Genomic DNA, 16,623 nt, shown 5'->3' with positions numbered 1-16,623 from the left:
TCTTTCCTCTCAAGAACACAAATGCTCCAGTTTTACAGCTACTGGCAAACTCGGATGGTTCTGTGCTGGCAGCAACAACCGATGGCGTTGTCGAACGGCGCGGTGAGACTCAGTATGCCCTCGACCACCATAACGGCCTGCCCTGCGACCGGACCTACGCGATGGTTACAGACAAATACTCCAATCTTTGGCTGTATACCGAGTGCGGTCTGATATTGATCAAATCGGACGACCTGCAACAGTGGCGTAGACACCCCGACCTAAAGGTAAGGTCCGATTTGTTCGATGCGTATGACGGCGCCCAGCCCTATCTCGCTGATTTTAAGCCACGTGCAACACGATCAAACGATGGGCGCTTGTGGTTCGCGAATGGAACTGTGGCTCAGATGATTGATCCTGACCGGTTGTTTAGAAACTCCATCCCGCCGCCAGTTCATATCGAAGCAGTGATTGCTGATCGAAAGAGTTATCCGTCTCAAGACGGCCTTCGTCTCCCGGCCCTGACGCGTGATATCGAGATCGACTATACGGCTCTGAGCTTTGTCGTTCCTCAGAAAGTGCAGTTCCGGTACAAGCTGGAAGATTATGATCGAGACTGGCAGGACCCTCAAACCAGGCGCCAGGCTTTTTACAGTAATCTGCCCCCTGGCAACTACCGGTTCCATGTGATGGCCTCCAATAATTCTGGTGTCTGGAATGAAGCAGGGGCTGAACTCGATTTCTACATCGCTCCCGCCTACTATCAGACAACCTGGTTCCGCTTGTTGTGCGTGGCTGCGTTTCTGGCATTCCTTTGGGGGCTGCATCAACTCCGAGTGCAACAATTGCGGCGGGAGGAAAGAAAGTGTCGCGAAGCCATCGAGTTTATTCCGACCATGGCGTGGATGTCTGGACCGGATGGGGTCCTTCAATTTGTGAATCGACGCTGGGTTGAGTATACCGGGCTGTCGCAGTTGGAAAAACCGAAGGAAGTCAGGAAAGTCGCTGTTCATCCCGACGATCTGGATCGAATTGAGCGACGACTGGGCGCGGCCAAAGTCAGTGGTGAGCCGGTCGAGGAGGAGCTGCGCCTCCGCCGCACCGACGGGGAGTATCGCTGGTTCTTGGCCCGCGTCGTGCCGCTGCGGGACAAGCGAGGAAAGGTCGTGAAATGGTACGGTGCGGCGACCGACATTCAAGATCGCAAGCGTGTGGAACAGCTGCAGGCAGACCTTGCACACACCAATCGGGTCAGTATACTCGGAGAACTGGTCGCCTCCATCTCGCACGAACTCGCACAGCCCATCACGGCCACAACCAATAATGCCAAGGCATCTTTGAATTGGCTTCAGCGCGACCCGCCCGATCTGACGCAAGTTCGCAAAGGGACGGAAAGAATCATCGAGGCGGGCACCTTTGCCTCGGAAATCATCAATCGTCTGCGATCGTTGTACAAAAAGGCCCCTCCCAAGCGAGAGTTGGTCGCGATAAATGAGGTCATCGGCGAAATGGCCGGGATGCTGAGAAGCGAAGCCAGAAGACACGGAGTATCAATCCGCACCGATATCAAAGACGATCTTCCAATGACCGTGGCGGATCGAGTACAACTTCAACAGGTGCTGATGAACCTGATGCTGAATGGCATCGAGGCGATGAAGGACACGAGCGGCGTGCTTACGGGGAAGTCGCAATTGGGTGAGGACGGCCAGATCCAAATTTCTATTCATGACACGGGGCCCGGGCTGCCCGTGGGCAAGGCCGACCAGATATTTGACGCATTCTTTACGACGAAGCCGCAAGGCAGCGGCATGGGCTTGGCAATCAGTAAGTCGATCGTCGAATCGCATGGCGGACGGATCTGGGCCACCGGTAACGGCGGGCGGGGCGCGACGTTCCACTTCACCTTGCCAGCGGCTTCCGCGGAAACAAACCCTCCAGTAGATGTAGCGTGATTCGGCATTCAGCAGAGTGGATACGCGGGCCCAGTCGGCGTCATTTGATGCATAATCGTCTCACTCGTCGACTGCAGATTGGCGCTGGAATGTCAGCCAGTGTTTACGAGTGCGTTCGCTTCACCTGGCCGAAAAGCCGGCTAACCATCACCAGGTTGCCGGCAGCATAGCGTAGACATAGCAGGCAGTGACTCTCTTAACCTCATGATCCACCACATTGAGGGCGGCAATCATGAGGAAGATGTCTACGAGTGGAAGCAAACGCAAGAAGAACCGACCTAAGACCAAACTCGGCATACCTGATCTGGAGTATTCGAAAGCCGCAGTCCTGCGAAGTCTCGCTTCACCTGATTCGCGGCGTGGCTACCAGCACGCAATTGATGAGTTTGTTGCTTGGTACTGCTCTGAACCACGACTGGCATTCAACAAAACAGTGGTTTTGCGCTATCGGTTTTACTTGGAAGAACGCGGTCTTGCGCCTGGGACGATCAACGTGCGCATGGCCGCTGTGCGTCGGCTTGCTTATGAGGCAGCAGATTCGGGTCTGTTGAGTCCCGAACTCGCCGCCGGCATCCATCGAGTCAAAGGCATTCGTAAGCTCGGCTCTCGTTTGGGTAACTGGCTAACGGCGAATGAAGCATTAGCCTTCTGGCAGTCGCCCGATGGCCGGACTCTTACGGGAAAGCGCAATCGAGCGATGTTGGCGATCTTGCTTGGTTGCGGACTGCGCCGTCGCGAGCTCAGCAGAGCTGACATTCGATAGTTTGCAGCGCCGTGAAGAACGTTGGGCCATCGTGGATCTCGTTGGCAAGGGAAGACACATACGAACCGTCCCCGTAACGAATTGGGTGAAAGAAACGCTTGATGCATGGTTAGAGGCAGCTGGCATCAGTAATGGTCCGTTATTTCGATGTGTCTGTCGAGCAGGTAAGCTCTAGGGCCACGGCATTTCAGAAAAGACAGTGTGCACGACTCTGCCATGATGCTGGCGGCGAGCTGGAGCAAATCCAGTTCCTTCTCGGGCATGTCTCAGTGCAAACAACCGATCGCTACATTGGCTGCAAGCAACATTTGAGAATCGCTGTAAATGACCGCCTTGGCATCGAACCCAGCTGAGCTTCACCTGGACGAGAAGCGGACTATTTCGGCCATGTGTCAACTTCTGGATGGTCGGCAACGCGGAAGTTGGACAGCGATGAACTGGGTCCTAGCAGGAAAGTTTCGTAATAGTCTCGAACAGACCCGCAGACGTTCTCTCTAGGTTTACAAGCTCTTTTAGGGTGACTATATACTTGACTCACCAGCAAATCCTTTCTCTCAAGGGTAGATTCGATTCGAGTCGTCCTAAAAACCCCCTATATCAAGCTATTTTTGACTGTATACCTAGTCCTCTGCAACCATGTTCCACAGCGGAAGATTGGGTGTCATACGCATCCTTCCGTAGCGACCCAATAGGCGCGGATAGGATCATGGTGGCATTGATTAGTGCGTACTTTGATGAGAGTGGAGGAACAACTTCAGACTCTGCATTGACATGTTCTGCTGCGTATCTCTTTCGAGAAGACGGGTTGGCCCAATTCTTCAAAGAATGGGAACCCTACCTAAAAGGCAAGCAGTTGAAGTACAAGCAGAGCTACTGCTTTCACGCAACAGATCATTGTCGCCAAGATAACAGCCCAGAAATCTTTAACACTCTACGGGACTTAATTTCACGCACAAGTGAACAAGGGTTTGTCAGATTTGCTCTTAACAAAGACCTTGAGAAATTTAACTCTCAAGGTGGCATCGCTCGAATATCAGGTGACAAATACTCTTTACTCACTCTCGCCACAATGGAGGCTGTGGCCGACTATGCCAAGGCTCAAGATTGCAAAGTTGTCTATTACATAGAAAACGGCCCTAATGCTGATCTTCGAGAGATGATTAAACAAATTGAGATGGATGACTCTCTGAGGGAGAGATATGCGCTTAGCAACATAAGTTTTCCTAAAAAGGCTGATGCTATGCAACTGCAAAGTGCAGACCTACTTGCATGGTCATTTCATCGTCTGGACAGATCCTTGGGTAAGGTAAATCCGCTCATTGACCCCGCTCCTGGAATGGATTCATTCAAGACTTGGTATGAGTGGTACAAGGGTCACGATCTAAGGGGTTCTCCTTCGAAGGGCTTGGGGTTAGGAGTTTAGTGAATAGTATTGCCGGTCTGAGAATGCCACAGAACTTCATAGATAAGGGCCCAAAATGAAAAAAGAAGAAAACCCCTCATCTGAGTTCAATAAGTTCAAAGAATTTGTCCGTAAGGTAGTCTCTGTTCCCAAATCAGAGATAGACAGTATCAAGGAAGAAGAATTGAAGGAAAAGAAAAAGGCCCCGAAGAAACGGCCAGCTAAATCTAAAACCTAGTTGGCTGTTTTACCTGTTAGCTCTGCGAGTGTAAGACGCTTGCCACCAATGTTGCTACCTGTGCAACTCGCGATGTCTTTGTATCTGGGCGGTGATGCTCGTGACGAAACATAATTTGCCGGAAAGCAAGCGAGACCGCTCATTTGTGGTGACTAATCCAGTTGGCAAAAAGCGCAGCTTTGACAAACTGATGGATCTTGCGCAATGGGCCGCTGCCAACTCATTGGGCAAGCCTGAAAGCGAGTGGTTGATGAACGGGCGCGATGTCGAATAATTGGATTTGGTGGGAGTATAGAAGCCGCGGTAAGGGTTTATCTTTATCTAACTAGAGTAGTGGAGGGTGTGCATGATTCATCCAGGACTCGCGGCTCTAGAAAAGTGGGACACCATCGAATACGCGGCCGGCTATCGGGCCCGTCTAGCTGCGATACCGGACTCAGAGATCGCACATCACTGTTGGCGTTGTGGCTGGGAAGACGCCGATACGGAAGCTCTTGAATTGGATCGGCACAAACGTGTCTTAGCCGATGGCGGGGAAGATGATTACGCAGAGACAGGAGGCCTGCTGTTCGATGCCGGCGGCGATGCACGGGCGAATGGAGTTCCGTTCGATGAAGGCCGTACGCAACCCTGGAAAGAAGGCTGGATCGGAGCGGACATCAACGTTAGGCTGGCAGGGATTGAAAACTAACCCTTCACCGAACCCGATATAATTTTTGTGCAATGGCCTAAGCTCTCTTGCGAAGAAACTATTCCGAGCACTGGCAAGAGTCATTCCACAGTGCGGCATGGTGTCGCAGGCCGTAGCCTTCAATATGTTCCTGGCTTTTTTTCGAGTCTGCTGGTTGTGCTCGGTCTGATGAGCAATCTTCTAAGAGGGAAGAGCGGTGGGGAACTTGCCGTGCGGCTTTCGACAATTCTGCCCCCGGGAAGTTGGCAGCTTGTTTCTGATTCCCTGTTGCGCCGGAAAGTGAATCCCTGGGCCTGGGTGATTTCCGGCTGGGTCGGGACGCTACTCGTCGGCTCGCAGGTGATGAAACTCATCATGGAAGGCATCCACTTTATTTATGATGATCGCGAGAGACATTCTTTTCTCGGTCGGCAGCTGCGTGGCTTGCTTTTGTTCTGCGTGTCCATTGTGGCATGGCTCCTGGCTGCTGGACTGAGTGTCTTTGGCCAGCCATTGCGCCAATGGATAACTCGAGAATTCGGACTCTCTCCTTTGGTTCTCGGCGTCTGGAGCGTGATACTTCCGGTCTTAGGAGGGATCCTGACGATGCTCCTCTTGGCCTTGATCTATCGCGTTGCGCGACCCATCGCAACGACTTGGAGGTCCGTTCTGCCTGGAGCAGCTGCGGCTGCGATTCTATGGTGGGGCGCTAGTCTACTATTTGGAATTTACGTTCAGAAGATGCGGTATGGCCCTGTCTACGGTGGGCTGGCCGCTGCGATCGGTTTGATGGTGTGGATGGAGTTCTCTGCAATGATCGTTTTTCTTGGGGTGGCCTGGAACGCAGAAAGCACCTGAGCCGGAGCGGCCCTATGGTGGAGTTTGCTCTCGAGAACATCAATCAGCCGATCGGGTTGTCTACTGATCTTGGAGGACCGAACTAAGTTCGCGCCGATGTTGATTGCGTACCCGGATGATGAACACGGGGATAACCTGATCTCCTCCCTTGCCGATCTGGCGCCATGCTTCATCGAAGCCGATCTGGATGCCAAAATGCTCAAAGGTGCGACGCCATGCTTCTGCATGCAAGGCGTTGCTGTCCACAAGAGTTGCGTCAATGGTTCGATGAGGTAGACGAGGTACTCGCGGCGCCACACGGCAGTGGATCTCCCCTTTGCCAGGGGTAGAATTGATGGACAAACAGGTGAGATCTATCGAACAAAACGAGCTCGTGCCACTCGATGCAATCGACGCCACGGCACGTCTTTTCTGTCTTCCTATCTACCCGCTCCTCTCAGGGAGTGCGGTTTTTAGCATTCATCCGTTGAGAATAATCCATGCATCTCACTTGGAAGTGCATCGCGGCATGTAGCGCCCCCTAGGAGACGGGACGGCCGACGTTTTGCTCACCGACAATTCCTACAGGCGCCCTCTCCCTGACAAACCGTTCAAAAGGCTTGATTATGCCCTATGATCTCAAATCTGATGACGCAGGGCAGAACTCACGTTGAACGGTGTTGACTCCATTGATCGCGTCCAGCACCGGAAATGTTCGCAAAGAATCGGTGCAAGTCACAGCGAAGATTCCTTTGTCGTTCTTTACCCAGACCGCCGCTCTGGCGTGCGTGCCCGTGCGCGGACGCGCAGGGAGCTCATGAAGCAGATTCGGTCTCTCTTGCTCTTGCACTTTGAAATATGCCAGCGGTCGAGGCCGTGGGAATGTGGTAATCCCGAAGGCATGTCCAAAGAGTGTGGGAACGGTGGAAAGCCAGATTCTTGGCTTTCCATGCTTCCATACTCTGTCATTTCCATGGCCTGCTTTGTAAACGCGTGTCGCAAGATCACGATCACGTTTTGGGAACGGGACCACTTGTCCGAAGGGCCGACTATTCGGCAATCGCTCTGTGTTCCACGCTGGACTCTCGTTGGGGTGCCGCGCTGATTTGTTGGCAATCGCTGCGAAAGATGTCGATGACGGATTGAGCGAGTGCCCATTCTCTTCTCTGTAGCCGCCGGATCGCCCTCTTCCGTAGACTTCTCGTAGATGATCCGGTGACTGAAGCTCGGATTCCATTGATTCATACATCTTGCGGTGTTGGGCTCATTGCGTCGCCGGTGTGGGTCGCCGGTGTGGCGACACCTTTGATGAGCAGCCACAGCGAGAGCACGACTTGGAATGCCAGCGCCGGCAGCCACTGGTAGTATCCGGTCAGCGGCCCTGTGGAGAAACCGGCGAGCTGCAGGGGAAGGACCACCACGAGCAGGCTCGACGCGAACACGCCCAGCCATGCGATTGAGACGGGGACCATCCGTCCGCGCAGGAGTAGCCAGGAAAAGATCAGGCTTCCGACGGCAAAAAAGAACGCACCGAGGGGAACGCTCGCGCCGGGCATCAGCAGAAATGCCCGCAGCGCGTTCGCTGTGGGCATGTCGGGGACATCCGTTCCGACCCCCGCCTTTGCCAGCCACAGCAGTCCCAGGTAGCTCGGGATGTTATTGATCGAACCGAGGACACCTTCAGCAACGCGACAGACCAATCCGAGCATTGCAAGCTCGTGGTCCTCGTCGCGTGTGATCCCATAAAGCGTCACGGCGAGCACGAGGGACGAGAGGCCCTCGAGCAACGCAATCAGGATCGACAGGCGCACGTTCATCGCATGCTGACCCATGTGTACGAGTTTCGCGGCATCACCGCCGACGCCCCTCGCCTGGTGCATCAGCAGCTCGATGCACATGCCGATCGCCGCGTAGAAAAGGTACGTGAATCCAGCGATTCTTGCGTTTGTGGTGCGTGTCATGTCAACTCCTGTGCTGTCGACCTGCTTAATCTATCGGGCGCAGCTCCGGAAGGTGGTAATCCCTTCAGCAGGAGCCAGAAGCCCATTGTCAGTTCGAAGAAGAAGATAGGAGCTCCATAAATCTCAACGGGGACGATCTTCGCAAGCTCTGGAAAGATGATGAACGAGAATGCGCACGCTCCCATCAGAAAGGACGCAACCATTCCCCATGCCGCCAATGCTCTTGGGATGAAGCCGGACTTGAACCACAGATAGCAGAAGGCAGTACTTCGAAGCCCGGCGAGCACCAGCCCGACGTTATACGCATCGGCATGCGCACTGATCGACAGCCTGGCCAGGGCCTGCAACCGGTTCGCTTCGAATGCATGCAAGTAGTCCGCACCACTGAGTATCCGCAAAACCTCGAAGTCACTGAGCGTGACGACGACCAGGGTTGCGGTTTCGATCAGCCCCCAGCCCGTGGCCAGCAACGCGAGGCTTCGATTGACTGGCACGAGGACCACGTAAAGAGCAATGATCAGGACGACATCAAGCGCGAAGACAGTGAGATTACTGGCGGTGCCCAAACGAAAGAGCCGTTCGTGCGCCATGATATTCTGCGCAGTTTGCGCGGCATTGTCGAAGGTGATGAGTTGGGTGCGTACATAGAACTCGGCGAAGATCGCCGGCGGCAGCGCAAACAGATAAGAGAATCCCACAACTGTCGCTGCTTTGCGTTGTGATTCGTCGATGGTGCCGATTATCATTCAGCCTCTCCACCGTCTCGGTGCCGCCTAACTAATAGTAGGCCGACCAGAATATCTCGGCCAACCCTGTGAGGCTCGCTGTATAAAGCCTAATCCGCCCACCCGAAGGCGACGTATTTCCAGCCAGGTTGGGGCTTTTTTCTAGCCAAACAGTGAAGCGCTTATCTCAGTGGCCAACCGCCTGCCAAACGGGTACGGGCTTTCCGTTGAAGAGCTAGCACCCAAGTACGGGCTTTTTCTGCAAACTACCACTCAGGTACGGGCTTTTGGTCTCAAAACAACGAGCGAAATTCGGGCTTTCGAGGCTATTTTTCAGCCAAGTTCGGGTCACTTCTACCCGAATACGGGATTTTTCCAGCCGGGTACGGGCTTTCTCCAGCCAGGCAGTAAGGAGCTTATTTCAGGTGATCGATGGCTGCTGCCAATCGGGTACAGGCTTGCGGACGTCTCGTTGTTCAGTCCCTCATGCGGTCGCTCATGGTTGAAGAGCTGCCGGAAGCGATCGAACTTCTTCGGTTGTAGCCTGATGTTCTGGTGAAACCGATGGCACTAGTCATGCTGGTCTGAAGAGGAAGGGGCGAGGCATTCGCAGAAGCGAGGGCACTTCAGCCGCAGAAGCTGTGCTCACCGTATGAATGAAACTCAGAACCGGATCAGGATCCGGGAGCCAGTGAAAACCGCAGCACGAACAGACACCGCTACAGGCATCCGGCTCAACCGGTGCGGGATGATTGATGACCGGGCGCAACGAAGAAAAAATCGTCGGATGCGGCTCGTCACACAGGTCGCAATGCGGAGAGCTTACCGACAACCACGTCATCAACAAGCACAGCAGCCAAGCAGCTATGCGGGTCGTAGCTTTGACGGAAGGCTTCATTCCAGAATCATACTTCCCCAGATATACCGGCGGCGATCCGTGGGCATTCAGAGATTCGTTTTGGATGACCCCGGATGACGGGCAACCCGCACCCTACCCGTCGTTGGCCGTTCGGGCGCGTAACGGAAGGGTTGCCGACCATCCGGGAGTTAGCCGGTTTTCCTGATAGACCCACACTGGGACCCAATCCAGCCTAGGCCATTTTCTGAACAACCTCTTCAGGCCGCATGATGGCTGAAATCAAATTTTCGCGCCGCTACAACCCTGATGGGACGTGGCGAGCAATCTTCCCGGAATGTTATAAAACGGTAGCGGAAAGCCGCGTAGAGGCAGACCTCAAGCGAGCCGAGAGTTTCCATGTTTGCCTCTCACTCAATGGACCCATGGTTCGGATTGATTAGCCTTTTTCCGCTCGCGCGGATCAACTCGACTGTGTTTCGGAGAGTTCCCGAAGATCGAAACAACAGATCAGGGGGCCAAATCCTTCGGATCGACCGGATTGAGGAGCTACCGGAGGATTAGGGCCATGTCTTCCAGTGGAGTAAGCTGGAAGTGAGGTCAGCCGACCATGTCAGTCACAGTGAGGTCGCTGGCGACGGCCAACGGCAACCGTTTTCGGTTCTCTGCGACGAGTAGCCCGTCTGCGGTCGCTAGAAGAAAGAACCTGCATTTCCCCGCGAACTCAGCAGAACATAGTCTGAACGCCGCAAAGAACGTGGAGGCTGACGTGCGCTCAGAACTCATATTTCGTGCCAAGGAAACAGTTGATAACAAGTACAAGCTCTGTCAAACAGCCTCAAAGGCAACTCGTAGCCTTCACATCGCCGCGAAAAACACCACAGACACCATCAACGATGCCTTTTCACGAATAGCTGGTGGCGATGAATCGTCGCTAACTGCGAATCCTGTTGTTGCTTCGTCGTAACAAGCACAGTCAGGAACGTGCACGCCTGGCCTCATGGCGTCCTTTGCAGTCGGCAGAGCGTTAAATAAGGGCGTATGGTTGAGTCCTAATCATCTTAGCTCCTCCCCATCAGCCATCCATTGCTTCGCTCTAGAAGGGCATCACTTAGCGAACCAAAGATTCAGTATGGAGGCAAGGGAATGAACTCACTGCGCTTTAGCTGGCCGGCTGGACTTCCGAGGTTGCTGGGTTCGCCTAAAGAGTGCCCAATCTGTACCTTGATCGAGTTTACCGAGGCGGAGTCCCATCCTCTCGATCGCACCTTGTCCTTGCTCGCATTACATCCGATTCGCTGTGTAAATTGCTGTCGAATATACTACGACTTCTCGATGACGAACAGAGCCAGCACATGACGCGCCACATTTATGGTGGCTCGTGCCAAGGGAGGAACATGGACGATACCCGATCTCCAGCCGGTGAAACCTCGAATGACGTCTTATTTCAGCTTGAAGCGATGCACTCTACCGATGCTTTGAACTACCGAATCATCGCGCAAAGTGAAAGCGAGGTACGAGATATTCAGAATGCGCCTGCGATAAGCATGAGCTCTTTCATTACTGAGTCAGACCAGACAAAACTCTTAAGAACAGTAAGCATCTACAGCCAGAGAGGCGAAACCAGCGACCAGGTGCGTCTTCTTTATATGAATGATGCGGCGTTTTCGGTCTGGAAAGGTATGGGTAAGGAACCAACAGTTATCGGCTCACAACATCGACCACCATCGACCGCCCTGCTCGCGTTTGGCATTCCGTTCAGTGAGTAAAGATCCGGCTTGGGGCCACCGGTTCAGCTGATGGATCATGGATATCGGGCCTGGCAATGCAGACGCCATTCGCGCGACGAGCCTAAACCTCTGATATCTACTCGAGTAGCGGCGGTCCGGCAACCTCCAACTTCCGGCGCGCCGAACACGCTGGGATCGGCGGTGCGATCATTGAAAACCCGTGTGGCGTGCCGTTTGTCACGCCTCACGGGTTCGTGCTCCCAACCGTGCGTGCCGTCGCGTCTGGAGAATCAAACCGAGTAGAGATCAGGCACATACCCAGGGGAACCAGTGCCTTTATTGTGCGAATCGGCCGAGTCTGAATCTCTGCAAAAGCTGTTTGCTAACATTCGCGGGCAAATTGGGTTTCGGGAGCGTGCGTGCGACGTCTGCAATCGATGTGCCTATGGGTGACGACCTGACGGATGAAGACGCTTTCCGTGTTCTAAACGGACATGGACTTACGGTGCTCGTGAAAGATACCTATCGTGAGACCAACGCAGACACGTGGATCAGACCACTGCAGGAATTGATCGATCTTCTCGAACGATGGCTAATTAATATTTCTTCGAAGTGATGAAGGGCCTAATTTTCCTGTACCAAGGTCAGAGTTAGTCTTCGACCTGTTTAGGTTCCAGCCAGATCGCGGCTAGCCGCGATCTGGCTGGCGAACTCGCTCGGCGTCCTGTCATCGAGAGATGCGTGAGGACGACTCTCATTATATTCCTGCCGCCATGCTTCGATCAGGTGTCTTGCCTCCTTCAAATCGAGGAACCAGTGGATATTCAGACATTCACTTCGCAGGGTTCCGTTGAAGCTTTCAACGAAGGCGTTGTCTGTTGGCTTGCCTGGTCTGGAGAAGTCGATCTTAGCGCTGTTGCGATAAGCCCATAGATCCATCGCCTGACTGGTGAACTCGCTGCCGTTGTCACAGAACAGCACCTTCGGCACGCCACGGTCTAGCTTCAACTGGTTCAGTGTCCGCACAACATCGTCTCCTTTCAGGCTCTGTCCTACTTGAATCGCTACAGCTTCTCTCGTATGCACATCCACGATCGTCAAGGCGCGGAACCGCGTTCCATCCTGCAGCTGATCCATCACGAAGTCCATACTCCAGGCTTCGTTCGGAGCCGTAGGCTTGATCCGATCCTCACGAGTTCGAGATGCCTTCCGCTTCCCGGCAGGCTTCATCCTCTTCAGCGTCAGTCCTTCTTCCTTGTACAGCCGGTACACCAAGTACTTGCCCACATCCCAGCCTTCGCGGTTCAACAGCACGCGGATCTTGCGGTATCCATAACGCACTCTTGCCTGAGCGATCTCGCGGATCCTCATCCGCAGTTCAGTCCGTGGATCGAGACAGCTTCGGTAGCGGTAGGTCGCTCGAGGGACGCGTAGAACACGACAGGCATGCCGTTCGCTTACCAGGTAGCTTCCAACCAGCCGCTCCACCATCGGCCCACGCCGCGAAGGCTTCACCATTTTTTGAGAGCACATCCTGCAGCATCGTCTTGTCCAGCGTTAGCTCTGCAACAAGCTGCTTCAAACGCAGGTTCTCTTCTTGTAACTGAGCCATCTTGCGAACTTCGTCCACCTCTAGGCCAGCGTACTTCGCCTTCCACCGGTAGTACGTCTGCTCGCTAATCCCCGCCTTGCGGATCACCTCCGCGACAGGAACGCCTACTTGCGCCTGCTTCAGCACACCAATCATCTGCTCTACCGTGAACCGTCTCTTCCTCATCCAAATCCTCCTCAGCCATAGGGTTAGATTTGGTCGAAGACTAACATTTCTCCTGGCTCAAAATTACCGGGGCCCATCACAGAGCGATTCTTTCGAAAACTCTTGCGTGGCCAGGGTGCGGAACCACTGCAGATCATTACCGACAAATTGAGAAGCTACACCGCTGCCATGCGAAGCATCTTCAGCAACGTGACTCACAGGGTGGAGCGGTACGCCAACAATCGCGTCGAAGCCTCGCATCAGCCGACGCGCCAACGGGAACGGCAAATGCGCCGATTCAAATCTGCCAGGCACGCTACAACGTTTTCTCTCCCTCAATGATGCCGTCCGAAATCTGTTCCGTGTAGGCCGACACTTATTGAGGTCTAGCAATCACCGGCTCCTGCGATCGCGGTCATTCGCGGTCTGGCGGGAAGTGACCGCGGCCTAAGCCAGCGCAAGACCCGCAGCGTTCCCAGCTCAGAATGTCCCTCAACGTCTTAAGTTGACAATGCCATCACGACTATAGGCTGGACTTTGTGTCATGTAGCTCATGTGGAGCCGCTCCTGCCAGTGACGCCATTGCGGTCGGTGAAGAAAGCGGCTGAATCGGGAGGCGGGCAAAAAGCAGTCCTGCGGGTATTTCGTGTCTGCGGACTGACAAACGATCAGGGTCGTGCCTCTCTGAATAGAGTAGGCGAGTTCATCTACAGTTTTTTCTGTAATTTTCAGGGCGGTTCGCAACTCCTTGAGGAGGCGTGCATGCGCAGTGCTTCGAGGCTCGAACTGCTGTGCGCTGACTGCTACGCCTCGCGCGAAACCCCGGCCCTTCAAGAGACATGCTGAAGAGCAGAGGGAACATCACGTAGGACGAACGCGGGATGTGGCAGCGATTCGCGACAAACTGGGCAACATCAACCATAACCATATCGGGTGGCATGGTCGCGATTTTGGAGTCGAATTAATCGTTCTCGAAGTTGTCGTGATCGTCGATTGCGTGGCGATAGCCGCGTTGTGCATCTGTGGAACTAAGACTGTTGAGCAGAAAATCGGCGGTCAGCCCGCTGGAGTCCACAGCTCGGTCGAGATACTTCTCCGGGCCCTTCACCTTGATATAGGTTTTATTCACGCGGTAACTCTTGTTCGTCGCTTTCAGATGCGGGTGAGCACGAGGGGAAGATCAAGAATGGTGCCGAAGCGCAAGATCGAACCTCCGATTAAAGAAGAGTCTGGCATCACATACCTCCTAAAACGGAGATGAGACAGATTTATTCCATGCTTTTTGGGCTTTTCTAAGAATGAATGTCAAACTCGGCGGTTATTCAATTAAAGAGGCGAAGATAAGCAAAGTTTCGTGCGGATAGCCATTGTACGGGGCCATCCGAGCTAAGCTGGGAAACTCAGTGGACGGTGGTAGGGGACGCAATTGCCGTCGTTCCAGCCGCGAACCGGAGCACATCAAAGTTTGCTGCAAAGTTACCCTGCGATACGTACCGGTGCCAGCATAGGTATGGTCGGACTTACGTAGGTCCCGGTCGTGCGGTCCCGAAGCTCCACGCATACGTCAGCGGCTGTCCCAGGTCCGTCGAACCGCTACCGTTGAAGCTGACCGTCATGCCCGTTGTCCCGGAGTACGAGCACCGGCGTTCGCTGGCGAAGGTATCGGCGGCGACGGGCGCCTGAAAGCCGAGTTCAAGCCCAACGCGATCCCTTTCTCGGTTCCCAGCCGCAATGCTTCGGGTCTCGATACCACGGTCGTCGAGGCTGCCTACCTAATCGATGCGGCATTGCTAAAAGGGCATGTGAGTTCAGGGGTGACGCTTTGTGCTAAGAATCTGTTCGGCGCCACAAGCATCAATCCCGACTGGCGCAAAAACGCGCACGACGGCTTTCCTCCCAACCATAACGGTTCCCCAAGTTACTCCGCATTCGTCGATTTCCTGGGTCATAAGGATCTTGGCGAGAAGACCATGCTTTTGTCGTCGACGGGCTCTACGGAAGCGAGAACGCGGATGGACCACCAAAGCGCAAATGGAAGATGGCCCCTTTCAACGATGCCTGGCCGAGCAGCATTTTCACGTCGTTGGACGGTGTGGCGGTCGATTCGGTCGGCTTCGATTTTCTGACCTCGGAACGGCCTGATCTCGTGGATATTAAGAATGCCGACAACTATCTGCGCGAAGCCGCTCTGGCTAATGATCCACCTTCGAAGACGTTCTACGATCCTGAACGCGATGGCATCCGATGCCGCAGCCTTGGCGTACATGAGCATTGGAACAATGGAGCGGACAAGAAGTACTCGGGCAATCTCGGAAAGGCGCACGGGGTCGAGCTTTTCCAGGTGGGCTGATCGGGACCAAGAGGAGATGAAGATGAGCAGGAACGTCTTGTTCTTGTGCTTGACCGCAACATCGGTGTTAGCGGCAAGTGCGTTTTCCCAGCCATTTTTGAGCCAGTATAGGGGCATGCCCTATCACGACAGCCACTATCAAGGCGGCCCACAGAAAGTACCGGGTCGGGTGTTGTGCGCCTATTATGATCTCGGCGGCGAAGGAGTGGCGTACCACGACACTGACCCGAAGAATCACGGCAGCGGAGAATTGAATCCGGCCGATCTGACCTACCTCAATGAGTTTCGCATCCATGAGGGAGTGGATACTTCATATACGAAGTTCGACCGGAAGCCGGATCCGTTTGACGACAACCCCTTTGACAAGACTGTCCCGAGATGCCAGGGCAACGCCCGCATCCGTTGGCTACAGCAGCGCGAACGCGAGCTGTTGCCCACCCGCTACGTCCATGCGGTATTCACGCTGCCGCGTGAACTGGCTCCCCTGGCGCTCCAGAACAAGCGGCTGCTCTATGGCCTGCTGTTCCACGCCAGTGCCGCAACGTTGCTGGAGATCGCACGCGATCCTCGACACCTTGGCGCCGAGATAGGCTTCTTCAGTGTCCTCCACACCTGGAACCAGAGGTTGCAGCATCATCCGCACGTTCACTGCGTGATCGCCTCTGGCGGTCTGGCTCCGGATCACTCCAGTTGGATCGCCGCCCGAAGCACATTCTTCCTTCCGGTCAAGGTGCTCGGACGTGTCTTCCGCGGCAAGTTCGTCGCTGGCCTGAAGGCCGCGTTCAGTGAAGGCAAGCTTGAGTTACATGGCCACCTCACATCGTTGGCCGATCGACCCAGCTTCGCCGCCTGGCTCAGACTCCTCTTCCGTCACGATTGGGTCGTCTACTCCAAGCGGCACTTCGGTGGGCCGGAACATGCCTTGCGCTATCTCGGCGCATACACCCATCGGGTCGGCATTGCCAACAGCAGGCTGGTCACCCTCTCCGAAGGCAAGGTCAGCTTCCGCTGGCGAGATTCCACGCACGGCAACAAGAAGCGAGTCATGAGCCTGCCGGTCGACGAGTTCCTGCGCCGCTTTCTCCTGCACCTGGTCCCACGCGGCTTCGTCCGCATCCGCAACTTCGGCTTCCTTGCCAACCGGCAACGAGCCACGTTGCTGCCGCTCTGCTTCGACCTGCTCCAGCGTGAACCCGATCCATCAGGCCAAGCACCTCAAGTCACCCGACCACCTACGCTTCCGAAGTGCCCGCTCTGCGGTGGAACGATGCACGTCATCGAACGGCTGAAGCGGCGCAGTTGCTCCTTCGCTCTACACCCTACACAGACAGGCGTGCTGCATGAACGTCCAACCTCAGCCTCGCACCGACGCTATGTTCTTGCATGCATACCCGGTCTGCTCCC

The 16,623-nt window shown here is 54.7% G+C and carries 16 protein-coding genes and 1 pseudogene; 12 read left to right on the top strand and 5 right to left on the bottom strand.

Annotated elements, in window-relative coordinates:
* Positions 1-62 precede the first annotated feature (62 nt).
* The 7 genes from RBB80_RS01240 (at position 63) to RBB80_RS01210 (ending at position 5,862) form a co-directional block, all read left to right on the top strand.
* Entirely contained in the window at positions 63-1,931 is a 1,869-nt protein-coding gene (locus tag RBB80_RS01240; protein ID WP_433970044.1) for an ATP-binding protein, read from the top strand.
* A gap of 241 nt (positions 1,932-2,172) precedes the next feature.
* Positions 2,173-2,694, top strand: coding sequence for a tyrosine-type recombinase/integrase (locus RBB80_RS01235; protein ID WP_433966542.1), 522 nt, complete (start codon positions 2,173-2,175; stop codon positions 2,692-2,694).
* A gap of 706 nt (positions 2,695-3,400) precedes the next feature.
* Positions 3,401-4,117 carry a hypothetical protein gene (locus RBB80_RS01230; RefSeq protein ID WP_433966541.1) on the top strand — a complete coding sequence of 239 codons (717 nt, stop codon included), beginning with the start codon at positions 3,401-3,403 and terminating at the stop codon, positions 4,115-4,117.
* 55 nt (positions 4,118-4,172) lie between these two features.
* Positions 4,173-4,334 (top strand): hypothetical protein, encoded by a 162-nt coding sequence (locus RBB80_RS01225; RefSeq protein ID WP_433966540.1) that lies wholly within the window; start codon positions 4,173-4,175, stop codon positions 4,332-4,334.
* A 100-nt stretch (positions 4,335-4,434) separates the two neighbouring features.
* Entirely contained in the window at positions 4,435-4,608 is a 174-nt protein-coding gene (locus RBB80_RS01220) for a hypothetical protein (RefSeq protein ID WP_433966539.1), read from the top strand.
* Positions 4,609-4,680: 72 nt separating this feature from the next.
* Positions 4,681-5,025 carry a hypothetical protein gene (locus RBB80_RS01215; RefSeq protein WP_433966538.1) on the top strand — a complete coding sequence of 115 codons (345 nt, stop codon included), beginning with the start codon at positions 4,681-4,683 and terminating at the stop codon, positions 5,023-5,025.
* Positions 5,026-5,052: 27 nt separating this feature from the next.
* Complete coding sequence (locus RBB80_RS01210; RefSeq protein WP_433966537.1) at positions 5,053-5,862, top strand: YihY/virulence factor BrkB family protein; 810 nt, start codon at positions 5,053-5,055, stop codon at positions 5,860-5,862.
* 60 nt (positions 5,863-5,922) lie between these two features.
* Here RBB80_RS01210 and RBB80_RS01205 read toward each other — a convergent pair whose 3' ends face one another.
* From RBB80_RS01205 to RBB80_RS01195, 3 genes are all read right to left on the bottom strand, one after another.
* On the bottom strand, positions 5,923-6,108 hold the full coding sequence (locus RBB80_RS01205) for a hypothetical protein (protein WP_433966536.1): 186 nt from the start codon (positions 6,106-6,108) through the stop codon (positions 5,923-5,925).
* Positions 6,109-7,082: 974 nt separating this feature from the next.
* Positions 7,083-7,802, bottom strand: coding sequence for a DUF4386 domain-containing protein (locus RBB80_RS01200; RefSeq protein WP_433966535.1), 720 nt, complete (start codon positions 7,800-7,802; stop codon positions 7,083-7,085).
* Positions 7,799-8,548 (bottom strand): DUF4386 domain-containing protein, encoded by a 750-nt coding sequence (locus RBB80_RS01195; RefSeq protein WP_433966534.1) that lies wholly within the window; start codon positions 8,546-8,548, stop codon positions 7,799-7,801. Before RBB80_RS01195 ends, RBB80_RS01200 begins: the two co-directional genes overlap by 4 nt.
* A gap of 2,232 nt (positions 8,549-10,780) precedes the next feature.
* Here RBB80_RS01195 and RBB80_RS01190 point away from each other — a divergent pair.
* Positions 10,781-11,152, top strand: a complete 372-nt coding sequence (locus RBB80_RS01190; RefSeq protein ID WP_433966533.1) for a hypothetical protein — start codon at positions 10,781-10,783, stop codon at positions 11,150-11,152.
* Positions 11,153-11,779: 627 nt separating this feature from the next.
* Here the strand turns inward: RBB80_RS01190 and RBB80_RS01185 are convergent.
* Positions 11,780-12,890, bottom strand: a protein-coding gene (locus RBB80_RS01185) for an IS3 family transposase (RefSeq protein ID WP_433966532.1) whose coding sequence is annotated in 2 segments (ribosomal slippage) — positions 11,780-12,638 and positions 12,637-12,890 — 1,113 coding nt in all. Because the reading frame shifts where the segments join, the coding sequence is not laid out codon by codon here.
* A gap of 27 nt (positions 12,891-12,917) precedes the next feature.
* On the opposite strand from RBB80_RS01185, the gene RBB80_RS01180 reads away from it, so the two are divergent.
* Positions 12,918-13,211, top strand: a complete 294-nt coding sequence (locus RBB80_RS01180; RefSeq protein ID WP_433969623.1) for a DDE-type integrase/transposase/recombinase — start codon at positions 12,918-12,920, stop codon at positions 13,209-13,211.
* 619 nt (positions 13,212-13,830) lie between these two features.
* Here RBB80_RS01180 and RBB80_RS01175 read toward each other — a convergent pair.
* On the bottom strand, positions 13,831-13,998 hold the full coding sequence (locus tag RBB80_RS01175) for a hypothetical protein (protein ID WP_433966531.1): 168 nt from the start codon (positions 13,996-13,998) through the stop codon (positions 13,831-13,833).
* Between the two features lie 430 nt (positions 13,999-14,428).
* Here RBB80_RS01175 and RBB80_RS01170 point away from each other — a divergent pair, with 430 nt between their 5' ends.
* The 3 genes and pseudogenes from RBB80_RS01170 to RBB80_RS01160 form a co-directional block, all read left to right on the top strand.
* Positions 14,429-14,995, top strand: a complete 567-nt coding sequence (locus RBB80_RS01170; protein WP_433970043.1) for a DUF362 domain-containing protein — start codon at positions 14,429-14,431, stop codon at positions 14,993-14,995.
* A complete protein-coding gene (locus RBB80_RS01165) occupies positions 14,908-15,219 on the top strand; it encodes a hypothetical protein (protein WP_433966530.1) in 312 nt (103 codons plus the stop codon). Before RBB80_RS01170 ends, RBB80_RS01165 begins: the two co-directional genes overlap by 88 nt.
* Before the next feature lie 373 nt (positions 15,220-15,592).
* Positions 15,593-16,563 (top strand): annotated as a pseudogene (locus RBB80_RS01160) (IS91 family transposase); the annotation flags it as partial.
* Positions 16,564-16,623 lie beyond the last annotated feature (60 nt).

The sequence above is a fragment of the Tunturiibacter gelidiferens genome, from assembly GCF_051013345.1.
In the GTDB taxonomy this organism is placed as follows: Bacteria; Acidobacteriota; Terriglobia; order Terriglobales; family Acidobacteriaceae; genus Edaphobacter; species Edaphobacter gelidiferens_A.
The sequence above is the reverse complement of the archived record's forward strand: the minus strand, read 5'-3'. Positions and strand labels throughout refer to the sequence as shown.

Bases quoted from the DNA above. Each gene is read 5' to 3' on its own strand.
- RBB80_RS01225 (WP_433966540.1), top strand. From the start codon at position 4,173: ATGAAAAAAGAAGAAAACCCCTCATCTGAGTTCAATAAGTTCAAAGAA.
- RBB80_RS01165 (WP_433966530.1), top strand. From the start codon at position 14,908: ATGGCCCCTTTCAACGATGCCTGGCCGAGCAGCATTTTCACGTCGTTG.
- RBB80_RS01195 (WP_433966534.1), bottom strand. From the start codon at position 8,548: ATGATAATCGGCACCATCGACGAATCACAACGCAAAGCAGCGACAGTT.
- RBB80_RS01230 (WP_433966541.1), top strand. From the start codon at position 3,401: ATGGTGGCATTGATTAGTGCGTACTTTGATGAGAGTGGAGGAACAACT.
- RBB80_RS01215 (WP_433966538.1), top strand. From the start codon at position 4,681: ATGATTCATCCAGGACTCGCGGCTCTAGAAAAGTGGGACACCATCGAA.
- RBB80_RS01190 (WP_433966533.1), top strand. From the start codon at position 10,781: ATGGACGATACCCGATCTCCAGCCGGTGAAACCTCGAATGACGTCTTA.
- RBB80_RS01235 (WP_433966542.1), top strand. From the start codon at position 2,173: ATGTCTACGAGTGGAAGCAAACGCAAGAAGAACCGACCTAAGACCAAA.
- RBB80_RS01200 (WP_433966535.1), bottom strand. From the start codon at position 7,802: ATGACACGCACCACAAACGCAAGAATCGCTGGATTCACGTACCTTTTC.